The following is a 16,126-nucleotide window of genomic DNA, read 5'->3' as shown; positions in this document are numbered from 1 at the left end:
ATGTGGGTGGCAAAGGACTTGAGAAGCGGTCTCAAATCCCTTCGCCGGCGTTATCCGGATCAGGTTCGACGGGTATGTTCTCAGCCCATACCTTTCTGCAAAGGAGAAAGACATGTTTATTAGCACCCCGTTGAGGACGGCGTTAGTGTAATGATTTTGTTGCTAAGCAGCAATCACGGGTCCGGCGGCGCAAACCATGCCGATTTAAAGTCGAACCAGCCGAGGGTATTCATGCGCAGCCCGCGCATACTGCGCTGTCCCTCAATGATCAGCCAGTGGTGGATCAACGGGACGATCGCTTTACTGGCGAGTAGCTGCTGGCACCACGCCGCCAGATTCATCTCGCCGGTACGCCAGCGGGCGGCGTCCGCCTGCCAGTCCAGCGGAATACAGTGTTGCAGCAGCGGAACTTCGCACAGGTAGGCGAACAGCGAGAAATCGAGCGGCAGGGTGAAGTTGGCGCTGTTCAGCCAGATATCGCTTTCAACATCTCCGGCGTGCCAGCGATCGTAGTCGATCTCCTGAATGTCCAGCTTCACCTGATGTTCCGCCAGCAATTTGCTCATGATCCGCGCGATAATCTGGTGCTCAATATGATCGCGGTAGAAGGTCAGGGTGAGGGTTTCCAGCCCGGCGGGCTTTTCGCCGTGGCCCGGACGGGCGTGATGCCAGCGGGGCAACAGGCCATAGGCGGGAAACCAGTGGCGCTGGTAGTGCTCGTTAGCATAGTAGAGTAGATTACTCGGCGACAGAATGCGGCTGACCCACTCTCTGACCGCCTGATTTGCGCCGCGATGGGTACGGGCGTCGAACAGCAGATAGTAACAGCCTTCTTCCAGTCGACTCTCAATCGCCTTTTCATCGTCAGTCGGCCCTTTCAGCGTCAGGGCGCCGGTTCGCTCGTCGCAGATATCCGGCAGCACCCAGACGTTAACTTCATCGATCAGAGCCCGATAGCCAAAAAAATCCTCAAAAGCATGGATTTTTAACTGGTTACGCGTATTACGCATTACCGCATAGGGGCCGGTGCCGATCGGCTGGCTGGCGAAGTTGTTCAGCGTTTCCCATTCGCGCGGCAGTATCATCGCCGGAACCTGCGCCAGCAGCAGCGGAAGCCAGCGGTCGGGCTGTGAGAGATGAATATCCAGCGTCCACGGCGTCGGCGAGACGATGTGCGCGATATGCGAATAGAGCGGCAGATCGTTAATGCGCCTCAGCGAAGCGATAACGTCCTCCATCTCCAGCTCGCGCCCGTGATGAAAGTGAATCCCCGGACGCAGAAAAAAGCGCCAGTGCAAAGGGGAAATTTGCTGCCAGTGATGGGCGATATCGGCTTCCAGTTCCCCATTTTCCTCATTTACGCGGGTCAGGGCGCTGAAGATTTGCCGGGCGATATGCGTCTCCGAACGCCGCAGCGCCGTGCCCGGCAGCAGGTTTTGCAGAGGACGATAATAGAGGACGCGCAGGATGTGACGGCCCTGGCGAAAGCTGCGTCCAAGATGCGAAATCAGCATCTGGCGTACCGCCGTCTTGTCGCCCACCAGCTGTACCAGCTGATCGATCCGATCCTGTTCCAGCAGATCTTCCGCACGCTGCTGCTGGAGCGCCAGCCCGGTATACAGGAAGGTCAGGCGCGATCGCTTGCCGCGCCCGACCTCCGCTTCCCACGTCAGCCAGCCGCGCGCCTGCATGGTATTGAGCAGCGTGCGCATATGGCGACGGGAGCAGTTCAGCAATTCCGCCAGCTCATTCAGGGTCGTGTCCTGTGTTTTACCGTCGCAGCACTGCCATAAACGGATGAACTGTTGTTGCAAGCGGCCTGAGGACATAAAAGGGGAACTCCTGCGGAAAACTCAGCCATTTTATTATCCCTATATTAGGCCAATAATAACTTCCGATGAAGCACAATGAAGGGGTGATCAATGCGCCAGTTCTATCTGAAATATTTTACCGCGACAGAAAGATTGTCCTGGTTGGCTTGCCTGAGCGCGCCGCAGCGCTTAAAAATACTGGAAGAACTGATGCAGTGGGAGGTGAAAACCTGACTCCGGATAGGCAGACATCATGTGTGACTGAGTATTGGTGCAGGCTATAGCCTCGATTCACCGCGCCAGCAGGTATTATCTGCTGGCTTTTTTCGTATTGGCTGCGCGCAAGGGATTTCTTATGCTCTGGATCATGACGATGGGACGACGTCTCAACGGTGTTTACGCGGCATTTATGCTGGTCGCATTTATGATGGGTATCGCGGGCGCGCTGCAGGCGCCGACGCTCAGCCTGTTTCTTAGCCGTGAAGTGGGGGCGCAGCCGTTCTGGGTCGGGCTGTTTTATACCGTTAACGCCATCGCCGGGATCGGCGTGAGCCTCGCGCTGGCAAAACGCTCCGACAGTCAGGGCGACCGGCGTAAGCTGATTATGTTCTGCTGCCTGATGGCCATCGGCAACGCCTTGCTGTTCGCGTTTAACCGTCACTACCTGACGCTGATTACCTGCGGCGTACTGCTGGCGTCGCTGGCGAACACCGCGATGCCGCAGCTGTTTGCGCTGGCGAGGGAGTATGCCGACAGCTCGGCGCGTGAAGTGGTCATGTTCAGCTCGGTAATGCGCGCGCAGCTGTCGCTGGCCTGGGTGATCGGCCCGCCGCTGGCGTTTATGCTGGCGCTGAATTACGGCTTCACGGTGATGTTTTCTATCGCCGCCGTGATTTTTGTCCTGAGCTTACTTTTGATCGCTTTTACCCTGCCGTCGGTGGCGCGGGTCGAACAACCGGCCGACGTGCCGGTCACCCGTGTCAGCGGCTGGCAGGATAAAAACGTCCGGATGCTGTTTATCGCCTCCACGCTGATGTGGACCTGCAATACCATGTACATCATTGATATGCCGCTGTGGATTAGCGCTGAGCTGGGGCTGCCGGATAAGCTTGCCGGGATCCTGATGGGCACCGCGGCAGGGCTGGAGATCCCGACGATGATTGTGGCGGGATTTTATGTCAAACGCTTCGGCAAGCGGCGAATGATGGTTGCCGCGGTGGCCGCGGGCGTACTGTTCTATGCTGGGCTGATTTTCTTTCACAGCCATTCCGCGCTGCTGATCCTGCAACTGTTCAATGCGGTGTTCATCGGGATTATCGCCGGGATCGGGATGCTCTGGTTTCAGGATCTGATGCCGGGCAGGGCGGGATCGGCGACCACGCTGTTCACCAACAGTATTTCGACCGGCGTGATTCTCGCTGGCGTGATTCAGGGGGCGGTTGCGCAGAGCTACGGGCATTTTGCCGTTTACTGGGTGATTGCGGCGATCTCGCTGGTGGCGCTGGTAATGACCGGACGGGTAAAGGATGTATAAAAAAGCCGGAGGGTATCCGGCATATTTCGCCTGATGGCGCTTCGCTTATCAAGCCTACGGGGTACAAGCTGCAGGCCGGATAAGACGCTTACGCGTCGCCATCCGGCATTCTGAACATCAGCGCATAAACGCCGGCTGTTTCTCCTCGTAAGCGGCAATCGCCGCTTCGTGCTGTAACGTCAGGCCGATGCTGTCCAGGCCGTTCAGCATACAGTGGCGGCGGAAGGCATCAATGCTGAAGCTGTACGTTTTCTCGCCTGCTTTAATCACCTGCGCTTCCAGATCGACTTCAAACTGAATCCCCGGATTCGCCTGCACCAGTTTAAACAGCTCATCGACCTCTTCATCACTCAGCTTGACCGGCAGCAGCTGGTTGTTAAAGCTGTTGCCGTAGAAGATGTCGGCGAAGCTCGGGGCAATCACCACTTTGAAGCCATAGTCGGTCAGCGCCCACGGCGCGTGTTCGCGAGACGAACCGCAGCCGAAGTTTTCCCGCGCCAGCAGAATAGAGGCGCCCTGATATTCCGGGAAGTTCAATACGAATTCCGGATTTGGCTGTTCGCCTTTATCGTCGAGAAAACGCCAGTCGTTGAACAGGTGTGCGCCGAAACCGGTACGGGTAACCTTCTGCAAAAACTGCTTCGGGATAATGGCGTCAGTATCGACGTTGGCGGCATCCAGCGGGACAACCAGGCCGGTGTGTTGGGTAAATTTCTCTGCCATGGTGGTCTCCTTATTTAATGCTGCGAATGTCGGCGAAATGGCCGGTAACGGCGGCAGCGGCGGCCATTGCCGGACTGACCAGATGGGTACGCCCGCCGCGGCCCTGACGGCCTTCAAAGTTGCGGTTGCTGGTAGACGCGCAGCGTTCACCTGGATTCAGGCGATCGTTGTTCATCGCCAGGCACATCGAGCACCCCGGCAGACGCCATTCGAAACCGGCTTCAATGAAGATCTTATCCAGACCTTCCGCTTCCGCCTGCGCCTTCACTGGTCCGGAGCCGGGCACCACCAGCGCCTGCACGCCCGGGGCTACTTTGCGTCCTTTCGCCACTTCGGCGGCGGCGCGCAAATCTTCAATGCGCGAGTTGGTGCAGGAGCCGATAAACACTTTATCAATCGCCACTTCGGTTAACGGTACGCCCGGCTTCAGCCCCATATAGGCCAGCGCTTTTTCAGCGCTTGCCCGTTCAACCGGATCGGTAAAGGAGGCCGGATCGGGGATGTTGTCGGCCACAGAAATGACCTGTCCCGGATTGGTGCCCCAGGTGACCTGCGGCGCGATCTCTTCCGCCTGTAAGGTGACGACCGTGTCGAAGCGGGCGTCAGGATCGGTTTGCAGTGTTTTCCAGTACGCAACCGCATCGTCAAAATCTTTGCCTTTCGGCGCGTGCAGGCGACCTTTCACATAGTTGAAGGTGGTTTCATCCGGGGCCACTAAGCCCGCTTTGGCGCCCATCTCAATCGCCATGTTGCACAAGGTCATTCGACCTTCCATGCTCAGGGCGCGGATCGCCTCGCCGCAGAACTCCACGACGTGGCCGGTGCCGCCGGCGCTGCCGGTTTTACCGATGATCGCCAGCACGATATCTTTTGCCGTAATGCCCGGCGCGGCGGTGCCGTTAACTTCGATCTTCATGGTTCTGGCGCGACCCTGCTTCAGGGTCTGGGTCGCCAGCACATGCTCCACTTCCGAAGTGCCGATACCAAACGCTAATGCGCCAAACGCGCCGTGGGTGGCGGTATGCGAGTCGCCGCAGACGATGGTCATGCCCGGCAGGGTGACGCCCTGTTCCGGTCCCATTACGTGAACGATGCCCTGATACGGGTGGTTCAGATCGTACAGCTCAACGCCGAACTCTTTACAGTTTTTGATCAGTTCCTGCATCTGGATACGCGCCATCTCGCCGGAGGCATTGATATCTTTGGTCTGCGTCGAGACGTTATGATCCATCGTGGCGAAGGTTTTACCCGGCTGACGAACCGGGCGACCGTGGGCGCGCAGGCCGTCGAACGCCTGTGGAGAGGTCACTTCATGCACCAGATGGCGGTCGATATACAGCAGCGGGGTTTCATTCTGCGCCTCGTACACCACGTGCGCATCAAACAACTTTTCGTATAACGTTTTCGCCATGATTACACCCCTTCTGCGACATAGCGGGCAATGATGTCGCCCATTTCATCGGTACCGACAGCGGCCGCGCCACGGGCTAAATCACCGGTGCGGATGCCTTCTTCTAATGCGCGGTTAACGGCGCGCTCAATAGCGGATGCCGCTTCATCGGCATCGAGGCTATAGCGCAGCAGCAGCGCCAGCGACAAAATTTGCGCAATCGGGTTGGCGATATTTTTTCCGGCGATATCCGGCGCGGAACCGCCAGCCGGTTCATACAGGCCGAAGCCCTGCTCGTTGAGGCTGGCGGAGGGCAGCATCCCCATCGAACCGGTGATCATCGCGCACTCGTCTGACAGAATGTCGCCAAACAGGTTGGAGCACAGCAGGACGTCAAATTGCGACGGATCTTTGATCAGCTGCATGGTGGCGTTATCAATGTACATATGCGCCAGCTCAACGTCCGGATAGGCTTTGGCGACCTCATTGACGATCTCGCGCCACAGAATCGAGGTTTGCAGTACGTTTGCTTTGTCGATGGAGGTGACTTTACGGCGGCGCTTACGCGCCGACTCAAAGGCGATGCGCGCGATACGTTCGATTTCAAAACGGTGATACACCTCGGTGTCATACGCCTTTTCATACTGTCCGCTACCTTCGCGGCCTTTCGGCTGGCCGAAGTAGATGCCGCCGGTCAGTTCGCGCACGCAGAGGATGTCGAAGCCGCTGGCAGCGATGTCGGCGCGCAGCGGGCAGAACGCTTCCAGGCCCTGATACAGTTTCGCCGGACGCAGGTTGCTGAATAATTTGAAGTGCTTACGCAGCGGCAGCAGCGCGCCGCGCTCAGGCTGCTGGTCTGGCGGCAGATGCTCCCATTTCGGGCCGCCCACTGAGCCGAACAGCACCGCGTCGGCCTGTTCGCAGCCTTCGACGGTCGCCTTCGGCAGCGGCTCGCCGTGATTGTCGATAGCCGCGCCGCCCACATCGTAGCGGCTGGTGGTAATGCGCATATCAAAGCGATTGCGCACCGCTTCCATGACCTTCAGGGCTTGCTCCATCACTTCCGGACCAATCCCGTCGCCCGGCAAAACAGCAATATGGTAATTCTTCGACATCACACGGTTTCCTTGTTTTTCTCGTTGTTCTGCGCTTTACGCTGCAACTCTTTCTCAACTTCTGCGGCGCGCCAGATATTGTTCAGCACATGCACCATCGCTTTGGCGGATGACTCAACAATGTCTGTGGCCAGGCCGACGCCGTGGAAGCGGCGGCCGTTATAGTTCGCGACAATATCCACCTGGCCCAGCGCATCCTTACCGTGCCCTTTGGCGGAGAGGCTGTATTTCACCAGCTCGATATCGTAGTCGGTGATACGGTTGATAGCCTGATAAATGGCATCCACCGGGCCGTTGCCGTTCGCCGCTTCCGCTTTCACCTCATCACCGCAGGCCAGTTTGACCGAGGCGGTCGCGATAGCATTAGAGCCGGACTGCACGCTGAAATAATCCAGACGGAAATGCTCGGGTTCTTCCTGCTGTTTATTAATAAACGCCAGCGCTTCCAGATCGTAATCGAACACCTGGCCTTTTTTATCCGCCAGCTTCAGGAAGGCGTCGTACAGGTCGTCCAGATTGTATTCGCTTTCTTTATAACCCATCTCGTCCATGCGGTGTTTCACCGCCGCGCGTCCGGAACGGGACGTCAGGTTCAGCTGTACCTGATTCAGGCCGATGGATTCCGGCGTCATGATTTCGTAGTTTTCCCGGTTTTTCAGCACGCCGTCCTGGTGGATGCCGGAGGAGTGGGCGAAGGCGCCGCTGCCGACAATCGCTTTGTTCGCCGGAATCGGCATGTTGCAGATCTGGCTGACCAGCTGGCTGGTGCGCCAGATTTCCTGGTGATTGATGCGCGTCTGCACGTTCAGAATATCCTGGCGGACTTTAATCGCCATGATCACCTCTTCCAGCGAGCAGTTACCGGCGCGTTCGCCGATGCCGTTCATTGCCCCTTCCACCTGGCGCGCGCCTGCGTGGACCGCCGCTAAAGCATTGCCCACGCCCAGCCCTAAATCGTCGTGGGTGTGGACAGAGATGATGGCTTTATCGATATTCGGTACTCGTTCATACAGGCCGGAAATGATTCCGCCAAATTCGAACGGCATGGTGTAACCGACGGTATCGGGGATATTGATGGTTTTCGCACCGGCATTTATCGCCGCTTCGACCACCCGCGCCAGGTCGGCGATAGGGGTACGCCCGGCGTCTTCGCATGAGAACTCCACGTCATCGGTGTAATTACGCGCACGCTTAACCATATAGATGGCGCGTTCGATAACTTCATCCAGCGTGCTGCGTAATTTGGTGGCGATGTGCATGGGCGAGGTGGCGATAAAGGTATGAATTCGGAAGGCGTCGGCGTCTTTCAGCGACTCTGCCGCAACGTCGATATCGTTTTCCACGCAGCGGGCTAAGGCACACACCCGGCTGTTTTTAACCTGGCGGGCGATGGTCTGCACCGACTCAAAGTCGCCCGGCGACGAAACCGGAAAGCCGACCTCCATAACGTCGACGCCCATACGCTCAAGGGCCAGCGCAATCTGCAGTTTTTCTTTCACACTCAGGCTTGCCTGTAACGCCTGTTCCCCGTCGCGTAAAGTGGTATCGAAAATAATGACTTGCTGGCTCATGGTTTAGGTCCTTTGTCTTTAGAGCGCCTTGCTTCGGGCATAAAAAAACCCGCGCAGCGGCGCGGGTTTTTTTATCTGACTGTCGTCGACTTAATGCTGAATGCCGTTCACCAGTCTACCGCGCACCGAAAATGCGTTTAGTAGTAGTAGACCGTTGAAGCGGGTAATACGGATCATTAAGTTCAACTCCAGGCGAATGCGATATGCTTTTAGTGGTACTGGATACGCAGACCGATGTCAACCCCATCCGCAAAAAACAGCGCGCCCGAGGGAAGTAAATGCGTCAGTGACTTTAGCTAATTGTGCTGAAATTTACCCGTAATTGCAGATGAAACAGCGGAATGGCGTTTACAGTTTTCATCATTTGTCATACTTAAGCATATTTTTTATCAATCATTATAACAAAAATTGTACAGAGCAGAGATGAAATATATCTTGTATCTCTATGATTTTAATGTATTTATAACGCGTATGAATTATTTTATGTTTTCTAAAATTGTGCTATTGATAAGCTAAAGTTAAGATATTTACATTAAGCAATATAAACATTTAATTAATACTTAAAGTATTATTCATAAAATGTATGATTGTCTATTTGTCCTGGTTATGTTTATATTACTTACGACACTGAAAGTTAGTAATTTACCGTGCTGTAAAGAATGCCACATCGCTCTGGTGTTTTTTATTGGTATTTTGTTTCTGCGCCTTTATGTTTTCTGAATTTTAATCTCTACCCTTTTTCTTATTTTATATACATGATAAATCATATTTTCTGAGATTATTTCTCTATATTTCGGCAAGAAAAGGGAGTTAAGCGTGACAGTGGAGTTAAGTATGCCAGAAGTGAAAGTTGATAAACCAGATTCGCCACTTGCAGATGTGGAGAAGCCGCAGCTCCGTATGGTTGATCTTAACCTACTAACTGTATTTGATGCAGTTATGCAGGAACAAAATATTACCCGCGCCGCGCACGCGCTGGGGATGTCGCAGCCTGCGGTAAGCAATGCGGTGGCGCGTCTTAAGGTTATGTTCAATGATGAACTGTTTGTGCGCTATGGCCGTGGAATACAACCCACTGCGCGCGCCTTCCAGCTATTCGGCTCCGTTCGTCAGGCGCTGCAATTAGTGCAGAATGAATTGCCGGGCTCCGGTTTTGAACCCGCCAGTAGCGAACGTGTGTTTAATCTTTGCGTCTGTAGTCCGCTGGATAATATTCTGACCTCGAAGATTTATAATCGGGTTGAGCAGATTGCACCCAATATTCAGGTTGTTTTTAAATCTTCATTAAATAAAAATACCGAGCATCAATTACGTTATCAGGAAACAGAATTCGTCATTAGCTATGAAGAGTTTCGTCGCCCTGAGTTCACCAGCATTTCGTTGTTTAAAGATGAAATGGTGCTGGTCGCCAGCCGTAAACACCCGCGTATTAACGGTCCGCTGCTGGAAAGCGATGTATATAATGAACAGCACGCCGTCGTCTCTCTTGACCGCTTCGCTTCGTTCAGCCAGCCCTGGTATGATACCCCGGACAAGCAATGCTGCGTCGCTTACCAGGGAATGGCATTAATTAGCGTTCTTAATGTGGTGTCGCAAACGCAGCTGGTCGCCATCGCACCGCGCTGGCTGGCGGAAGAGTTTGCCAGCACTCTTGATCTACAGATATTGCCGTTGCCGTTAAAACTGAACAGCCGCGCCTGCTATCTTTCCTGGCATGAAGCGGCGGGCAGAGACAAGGGACATCAATGGATGGAAGAACTTTTAGCTTCTGTTTGCAAGCGCTGACCGTTAATGAAATAAGCCGGATGCCATCTCCGGCTTATTCTTTATTTACCTGTTTGGGTAAAATTTTGTGCTGAAATGGTGTCCGGGGATTTCTGTTCGATAGTGAAAAAATTGATGATTCTCTTTATGTCCTGATTTATTAGCGATGATTTGTCATAGCGTGACGCAAAATTAGTGTAATGCGCCATTTCTCTACCGATTTCCTCTCATTTATGCTTAATTCACCCTGTTTGCGTTTCTTGCGGCCAATTGCCTGAGCATGAACGAGCGGTTAATGTGTTTTGTACCTAATAACATACGTTATTCGTCATTTAGTGAGGCAGGCCATGGAGATGTTGTCTGGAGCCGAGATGGTCGTCCGATCGCTCATCGATCAGGGCGTTAAGCAGGTATTCGGTTATCCCGGGGGCGCAGTCCTCGATATTTACGATGCGTTGCATACGGTGGGCGGTATCGATCACGTCCTTGTCCGGCATGAACAGGCTGCCGTGCATATGGCCGATGGTCTGGCGCGCGCGACGGGCGAAGTAGGCGTTGTACTGGTGACTTCTGGCCCTGGCGCCACCAATGCGATTACCGGCATCGCCACCGCCTATATGGATTCGATTCCTTTAGTTATTCTTTCCGGCCAGGTTGCAACCTCGCTGATCGGCTACGACGCCTTTCAGGAGTGCGATATGGTGGGGATCTCCCGCCCGGTGGTGAAGCACAGCTTCCTTGTAAAACAGACGGAAGATATTCCGCAGGTGCTCAAGAAAGCCTTCTGGCTGGCGGCGAGCGGTCGTCCGGGGCCGGTGGTGGTCGATTTACCGAAAGACATCCTGAATCCGGCTAAGAAGCTTCCATATACTTGGCCGGAGTCGGTGAGTATGCGCTCTTATAACCCCACCACGGCGGGCCATAAAGGACAGATTAAGCGTGCGCTGCAAACGCTGCTGTCGGCGAAAAATCCGGTGGCATATGTGGGCGGCGGGGCGATAACGGCGGGCTGTCATACGCAACTGCAACAGCTTATTGAAACGCTCAACCTGCCGGTGGTCTCCTCGCTGATGGGACTGGGCGCTTTCCCGGCCACGCACCGCCAGGCGCTGGGGATGCTGGGTATGCACGGTACCTATGAAGCCAACATGACCATGCATCATTCCGATGTCATTTTCGCCGTCGGGGTGCGTTTTGACGATCGCACCACCAACAATCTGGCGAAGTATTGCCCGAATGCGACGGTATTGCATATTGATATCGACCCGACATCCATCTCCAAGACGGTTGCCGCCGATATTCCTATCGTCGGCGATGCCCGGCAGGTGCTGGAGCAGATGCTGGAACTGCTGTCGCAGGAGACCGCGGCGCAGCCGCTGGATGATATCCGCGACTGGTGGCAACAGATTGAGCGCTGGCGCGCCCGCCAGTGCCTGAAATATGACGCCCAAAGCGAAAGCATCAAACCGCAGGCGGTGATTGAAACCCTCTGGCGACTGACCAAAGGCGACGCGTTTGTCACTTCGGATGTCGGCCAGCATCAGATGTTCGCCGCCCTCTATTATCCTTTCGACAAGCCGCGCCGCTGGATCAACTCCGGCGGCCTCGGTACGATGGGCTTCGGTCTGCCTGCGGCGCTTGGGGTGAAAATGGCGCTGCCGGATGAAACCGTTGTTTGCGTCACCGGCGACGGCAGCATTCAGATGAACATTCAGGAGCTGTCGACGGCGCTTCAGTATGAACTGCCGGTGCTGGTGCTGAACCTCAACAACCGTTATCTGGGAATGGTGAAACAGTGGCAGGACATGATTTACTCCGGTCGCCACTCTCAGTCTTATATGCAGTCGCTTCCCGATTTCGTTCGCCTTGCCGAAGCATACGGGCACGTCGGCATCCGCATCGCGCGTCCTGATGAGCTGGAGGGGCAGCTAAGCGAGGCGCTGGCGCAGGTGCAAAGCGGACGTCTGGTCTTTGTCGACGTTACCGTCGACGGCAGCGAACACGTTTATCCGATGCAGATTCGCGGCGGCGGGATGGACGAAATGTGGTTAAGCAAAACGGAGAGAACCTGATTATGCGCCGGATATTATCAGTACTGCTGGAGAACGAGTCCGGCGCGCTGTCGCGCGTCATCGGCCTTTTTGCCCAGCGCGGATATAACATTGAGAGCCTGACCGTTGCGCCGACGGACGATCCGACGCTTTCCCGCATGACCATCCAGACGGTGGGCGATGAGAAGGTGCTGGAGCAAATTGAAAAGCAGCTGCATAAGCTGGTGGACGTGCTGCGGGTCAGCGAGCTGGGGCAGGGGGCGCACGTTGAACGGGAGATCATGCTGGTCAAAATTCAGGCCAGCGGCTATGGCCGTGAGGAAGTGAAGCGCAATACGGAAATCTTTCGCGGACAGATTATCGACGTCACTCCCTCCCTCTATACCGTGCAGTTGGCGGGCACCAGCGATAAGCTCGACGCGTTTCTGGCAACGCTGCGTGAGGTTGCCAAAATTGTCGAAGTGGCCCGTTCCGGCGTGGTGGGACTTTCGCGCGGCGATAAAATCATGCGCTAATACGCAGGCCTGATGTCGCGTCAGCGTTGTCGCCATCAGGCAATCGCACAATGCCGGATGGCGCTAACGCAAATCCGGCCAACGGACATCTTCCGCACCCAGCCCAAACCTGTCGGTTGGGCTTTTTTTTGCGAATTCAGCGATAACCCACAACAAAAGCGGTTGCCGCAGTCACTATTCTGCGCTTGAATGTTAATGAAACTAATCCATGCCGTTACAATGGTTATGGTTTGTACTATCTGATGCAAGGGGCAATTGTGAAACTGGATGAAATCGCTCGGCTGGCTGGTGTATCGCGCACGACTGCAAGCTACGTGATAAACGGAAAAGCAAAGCAATACCGCGTGAGCGACAAGACTGTCGAAAAAGTCATGGCGGTGGTGCGTGAGCATAATTACCACCCGAACGCCGTGGCCGCCGGGTTACGTGCCGGACGCACGCGCTCTATCGGACTGGTGATCCCCGATCTGGAGAATACAAGCTATACCCGCATCGCAAATTATCTTGAACGCCAGGCGCGTCAGCGTGGATATCAACTGTTGATTGCCTGTTCTGAAGATCAGCCGGACAACGAAATGCGCTGCATCGAGCACCTTTTGCAGCGCCAGGTCGATGCGATCATCGTTTCCACCTCACTGCCGCCGGAACATCCGTTTTATCAGCGTTGGGCCAATGACTCGTTCCCCATCGTGGCGCTGGATCGCGCGTTGGATCGGGAACATTTCACCAGCGTTGTCGGCGCCGATCAGGACGATGCGGAAATGCTGGCCCAGGAACTGCGTAAATTCCCGGCGGAAACGGTGCTGTATCTTGGCGCGCTGCCGGAGCTTTCCGTCAGTTTTCTACGCGAGCAGGGATTCCGTAGCGCCTGGAAAGACGATCCGCGTGAAGTGCATTTCCTGTATGCCAACAGCTATGAGCGTGAAGCCGCGGCGCAGCTGTTTGCAAAATGGCTGGAGACGCACCCGATGCCGCAGGCGCTGTTCACCACCTCTTTCGCACTGTTGCAGGGGGTCATGGACGTCACGTTGCGCCGCGACGGCAAGCTGCCATCCGACCTTGCTATCGCCACCTTTGGCGATAACGAACTGCTGGATTTCCTGCAGTGTCCGGTGCTGGCGGTAGCGCAGCGCCATCGCGACGTGGCGGAGCGCGTGCTGGAGATCGTGCTGGCGAGCCTGGATGAGCCGCGCAAGCCGAAGCCGGGCCTGACGCGAATCAAGCGAAACCTCTATCGCCGCGGCGTGCTGAGCCGTAGCTAACGTTTCCCTCTTTTTGTGGCCGGATGGCGTTCAGGCTATCCGGTCGCGCTGTAAATATTCCTCTCCGACAATTCCCGCAGCATAATTAAGATTATTCTTTAGGATTTTCTGACTACGCGCGAAATAAACATTGTGAAATCAAAATAGCGTCGTAAATCACTAATTGCTGAGTCATCGGCGGTGTGCCTTGTATTCTTTTGTTACATGTTTGTCAGGATTTGCTGAATTAAGCATCACTTTTATCCCGGTAACGGCGGCATCGCGCCTGGCTTGACGGCGCGCGGCATACGCCGGGCGCAACAGAGACTGTATTCACGATGCAATATGTCCTAAAATGCCGCTCGCGTCGCAAACTGACACTTTATATTTTCATCAGAAAATAGAGGTTCGTTTTAAAACGAAGATGAGTTTTTGGAATTTTTCTTGCAACTATTCATAGCGTTAATTTGCTTCGTTTGTTGGACAGAATTTGATCAGTGCTGATATTAGCCGTAATCATTGGGTTTTTTAATCTGGTAAGCGTTGTGACTCGCTTGACAAGCTTTTCCTCCGCTCCGTAAACTCCTTCGAGTGGGAATTTGTGGGGCAAAGTGGTAAGGAGGGGTCAGACTGGCATGTTCCGGGGAGCAACGTTAGTCAATCTCGACAGTAAAGGGCGCTTATCCGTGCCTACCCGTTACCGGGAGCAACTGATCGAGAGCGCTACCGGTCAAATGGTATGTACCATTGACATCCATCACCCGTGCCTGCTGCTTTACCCCCTGCCTGAATGGGAAATTATCGAGCAAAAATTATCGCGTCTGTCGAGCATGAACCCGGTGGAACGCCGTGTGCAGCGGTTGTTGTTGGGTCATGCCAGCGAGTGTCAGATGGACAGCGCCGGCCGACTGCTGATAGCGCCTGTTCTCCGGCAACATGCCGGTCTGACGAAAGAAGTGATGCTGGTTGGACAGTTCAATAAGTTTGAGCTGTGGGATGAAACGACCTGGTATCAACAGGTCAAGGAAGATATCGACGCAGAGCAGAGCGCAACTGAGACATTATCAGAACGCCTGCAGGACTTGTCTCTATAAGATGATGGAAAATTTTAAACACACCACGGTGTTGCTGGACGAGGCCGTAAACGGTCTGAACATTCGTCCTGACGGCATCTATATTGATGGGACATTTGGTCGCGGCGGTCACTCGCGCCTTATTCTCTCGCAGCTTGGCGAAGAAGGGCGTTTGCTGGCTATCGATCGCGATCCGCAGGCTATTGCCGTTGCGCAAACCATCAACGATCCGCGCTTCTCCATCATTCATGGACCTTTTTCCGCGCTGGCCGAATATGTGGCCGAGCGCAATCTGACCGGCAGGATCGACGGGATTCTTCTCGATCTTGGCGTCTCTTCACCCCAGCTTGATGACGCCGAGCGCGGCTTCTCTTTTATGCGCGACGGCCCGCTGGACATGCGTATGGACCCGACGCGCGGCCAGTCCGCCGCCGAATGGCTGCAAAGCGCGGAAGAAGCTGACATTGCTTGGGTGCTGAAAACCTTTGGCGAAGAACGCTTTGCGAAACGCATTGCCCGCGCCATCGTTGAGCGTAACCGCGAACAGCCTATGACCCGCACCAAAGAGCTGGCGGAAGTCGTCGCTGCGGCGACGCCGGTGAAGGACAAATTCAAACATCCCGCGACCCGTACCTTCCAGGCGGTGCGCATCTGGGTGAACAGTGAACTGGAGGAGATAGAGCAGGCGCTAAAAAGCTCGCTCAGCGTGCTGGCCCCCGGCGGGCGGCTTTCCATCATCAGTTTCCACTCGCTGGAAGACCGTATTGTGAAGCGCTTTATGCGTGAGCAAAGTCGCGGTCCGAAGGTGCCGGCGGGCATACCGATGACGGAGGAGCAGCTCAGTAAACTGGGCGGCCGTGAGCTACGAGCGTTAGGCAAGTTGATGCCGGGTGAAAAAGAGGTCGCAGAAAACCCTCGTGCCCGTAGTTCAGTTCTGCGCATTGCAGAGAGGACGAACGCATGATCAGCAGAGTGACAGAAGCCCTTAGCAAAGTGAAGGGATCGATAGGAAGCAACGAGCGCCATGCCTTGCCTGGCGTGATCGGTGACGATCTTTTGCGATTCGGGAAGCTGCCGCTCTGCCTGTTCATTTGCATCATTGTCACGGCGGTGACAGTCGTCACAACCGCTCACCATACGCGTTTATTGACCGCGCAACGCGAACAGCTGGTGCTGGAGCGCGATGCGCTGGATATCGAATGGCGTAACCTGATCCTTGAGGAGAACGCGCTCGGCGATCATAGCCGGGTAGAACGGATCGCAACGGAGAAGCTACAAATGCAGCATGTTGATCCCTCACAAGAAAATATCGTAGTGCAAAAATAAGGATAAACGCGA

General features: G+C 55.0%; 15 protein-coding genes and 1 riboswitch. Of the genes, 9 read left to right on the top strand and 6 right to left on the bottom strand.

Translation table 11 applies throughout. The features are described 5' to 3' along the window. Positions 1-18: 18 nt before the first annotated feature. Positions 19-140, bottom strand: a riboswitch (TPP riboswitch). A gap of 33 nt (positions 141-173) precedes the next feature. After that, positions 174-1,829, bottom strand: a complete 1,656-nt coding sequence (sgrR, locus tag K7R23_RS00700) for an HTH-type transcriptional regulator SgrR (RefSeq protein ID WP_012904461.1) — start codon at positions 1,827-1,829, stop codon at positions 174-176. A 93-nt stretch (positions 1,830-1,922) separates the two neighbouring features. Between sgrR and sgrT the strand changes: the two genes are divergently transcribed. Further along, complete coding sequence (sgrT, locus tag K7R23_RS00695) at positions 1,923-2,045, top strand: glucose uptake inhibitor SgrT (RefSeq protein ID WP_024132462.1); 123 nt, start codon at positions 1,923-1,925, stop codon at positions 2,043-2,045. 121 nt (positions 2,046-2,166) lie between these two features. Further along, on the top strand, positions 2,167-3,345 hold the full coding sequence (locus tag K7R23_RS00690; RefSeq protein ID WP_012904462.1) for a sugar efflux transporter: 1,179 nt from the start codon (positions 2,167-2,169) through the stop codon (positions 3,343-3,345). A gap of 117 nt (positions 3,346-3,462) precedes the next feature. Here K7R23_RS00690 and leuD read toward each other — a convergent pair whose 3' ends face one another. The 5 genes from leuD to leuL form a co-directional block, all read right to left on the bottom strand. Beyond that, positions 3,463-4,068 (bottom strand): 3-isopropylmalate dehydratase small subunit, encoded by a 606-nt coding sequence (leuD, locus tag K7R23_RS00685; RefSeq protein WP_012904463.1) that lies wholly within the window; start codon positions 4,066-4,068, stop codon positions 3,463-3,465. A 10-nt stretch (positions 4,069-4,078) separates the two neighbouring features. Then, positions 4,079-5,479, bottom strand: coding sequence for a 3-isopropylmalate dehydratase large subunit (gene leuC / locus K7R23_RS00680; protein ID WP_012904464.1), 1,401 nt, complete (start codon positions 5,477-5,479; stop codon positions 4,079-4,081). 2 nt (positions 5,480-5,481) lie between these two features. Then, the gene (gene leuB, locus K7R23_RS00675) at positions 5,482-6,573 is read right to left on the bottom strand and encodes a 3-isopropylmalate dehydrogenase (RefSeq protein ID WP_012904465.1); all 1,092 of its coding nucleotides are present in this window, start codon (positions 6,571-6,573) and stop codon (positions 5,482-5,484) included. Next, positions 6,573-8,144 (bottom strand): 2-isopropylmalate synthase, encoded by a 1,572-nt coding sequence (leuA, locus tag K7R23_RS00670; protein WP_012904466.1) that lies wholly within the window; start codon positions 8,142-8,144, stop codon positions 6,573-6,575. Before leuA ends, leuB begins: the two co-directional genes overlap by 1 nt. A gap of 90 nt (positions 8,145-8,234) precedes the next feature. Further along, a complete protein-coding gene (gene leuL / locus K7R23_RS25865; RefSeq protein ID WP_012904467.1) occupies positions 8,235-8,321 on the bottom strand; it encodes a leu operon leader peptide in 87 nt (28 codons plus the stop codon). Positions 8,322-8,978: 657 nt separating this feature from the next. Between leuL and leuO the strand changes: the two genes are divergently transcribed. From leuO to ftsL, 7 genes are all read left to right on the top strand, one after another. Continuing rightward, complete coding sequence (gene leuO / locus K7R23_RS00665; protein WP_012904468.1) at positions 8,979-9,929, top strand: transcriptional regulator LeuO; 951 nt, start codon at positions 8,979-8,981, stop codon at positions 9,927-9,929. A 326-nt stretch (positions 9,930-10,255) separates the two neighbouring features. Further along, a complete protein-coding gene (ilvI, locus tag K7R23_RS00660; RefSeq protein ID WP_012904469.1) occupies positions 10,256-11,980 on the top strand; it encodes an acetolactate synthase 3 large subunit in 1,725 nt (574 codons plus the stop codon). 2 nt (positions 11,981-11,982) lie between these two features. Next, positions 11,983-12,474, top strand: a complete 492-nt coding sequence (ilvN, locus tag K7R23_RS00655; protein WP_012904470.1) for an acetolactate synthase small subunit — start codon at positions 11,983-11,985, stop codon at positions 12,472-12,474. Positions 12,475-12,731: 257 nt separating this feature from the next. Further along, complete coding sequence (gene cra / locus K7R23_RS00650) at positions 12,732-13,736, top strand: catabolite repressor/activator (protein WP_012904471.1); 1,005 nt, start codon at positions 12,732-12,734, stop codon at positions 13,734-13,736. Positions 13,737-14,350: 614 nt separating this feature from the next. After that, a complete protein-coding gene (mraZ, locus tag K7R23_RS00645; RefSeq protein WP_024132463.1) occupies positions 14,351-14,809 on the top strand; it encodes a division/cell wall cluster transcriptional repressor MraZ in 459 nt (152 codons plus the stop codon). Position 14,810: 1 nt separating this feature from the next. After that, complete coding sequence (rsmH, locus tag K7R23_RS00640) at positions 14,811-15,752, top strand: 16S rRNA (cytosine(1402)-N(4))-methyltransferase RsmH (protein WP_012904473.1); 942 nt, start codon at positions 14,811-14,813, stop codon at positions 15,750-15,752. Beyond that, positions 15,749-16,114, top strand: a complete 366-nt coding sequence (gene ftsL, locus K7R23_RS00635; RefSeq protein WP_012904474.1) for a cell division protein FtsL — start codon at positions 15,749-15,751, stop codon at positions 16,112-16,114. Before rsmH ends, ftsL begins: the two co-directional genes overlap by 4 nt. The last annotated feature ends 12 nt before the right edge of the window (positions 16,115-16,126 follow it).

It is taken from the genome of Citrobacter rodentium NBRC 105723 = DSM 16636 (assembly GCF_021278985.1).
Classification (GTDB): Bacteria; Pseudomonadota; Gammaproteobacteria; order Enterobacterales; family Enterobacteriaceae; genus Citrobacter_A; species Citrobacter_A rodentium.
Note: the sequence above shows the minus strand (reverse complement) of the source record. Positions and strands in the feature narration are given on the sequence as shown.

Excerpts from the sequence above, each read along its gene's own strand:
- sgrR (WP_012904461.1), bottom strand. The coding sequence starts at position 1,829 with ATGTCCTCAGGCCGCTTGCAACAACAGTTCATCCGTTTATGGCAGTGC.
- sgrT (WP_024132462.1), top strand. The coding sequence starts at position 1,923 with ATGCGCCAGTTCTATCTGAAATATTTTACCGCGACAGAAAGATTGTCC.
- K7R23_RS00690 (WP_012904462.1), top strand. The coding sequence starts at position 2,167 with ATGCTCTGGATCATGACGATGGGACGACGTCTCAACGGTGTTTACGCG.
- leuD (WP_012904463.1), bottom strand. The coding sequence starts at position 4,068 with ATGGCAGAGAAATTTACCCAACACACCGGCCTGGTTGTCCCGCTGGAT.
- leuC (WP_012904464.1), bottom strand. The coding sequence starts at position 5,479 with ATGGCGAAAACGTTATACGAAAAGTTGTTTGATGCGCACGTGGTGTAC.
- leuB (WP_012904465.1), bottom strand. The coding sequence starts at position 6,573 with ATGTCGAAGAATTACCATATTGCTGTTTTGCCGGGCGACGGGATTGGT.
- leuA (WP_012904466.1), bottom strand. The coding sequence starts at position 8,144 with ATGAGCCAGCAAGTCATTATTTTCGATACCACTTTACGCGACGGGGAA.
- leuL (WP_012904467.1), bottom strand. The coding sequence starts at position 8,321 with ATGATCCGTATTACCCGCTTCAACGGTCTACTACTACTAAACGCATTT.
- leuO (WP_012904468.1), top strand. The coding sequence starts at position 8,979 with ATGCCAGAAGTGAAAGTTGATAAACCAGATTCGCCACTTGCAGATGTG.
- ilvI (WP_012904469.1), top strand. The coding sequence starts at position 10,256 with ATGGAGATGTTGTCTGGAGCCGAGATGGTCGTCCGATCGCTCATCGAT.
- ilvN (WP_012904470.1), top strand. The coding sequence starts at position 11,983 with ATGCGCCGGATATTATCAGTACTGCTGGAGAACGAGTCCGGCGCGCTG.
- mraZ (WP_024132463.1), top strand. The coding sequence starts at position 14,351 with ATGTTCCGGGGAGCAACGTTAGTCAATCTCGACAGTAAAGGGCGCTTA.
- rsmH (WP_012904473.1), top strand. The coding sequence starts at position 14,811 with ATGATGGAAAATTTTAAACACACCACGGTGTTGCTGGACGAGGCCGTA.
- ftsL (WP_012904474.1), top strand. The coding sequence starts at position 15,749 with ATGATCAGCAGAGTGACAGAAGCCCTTAGCAAAGTGAAGGGATCGATA.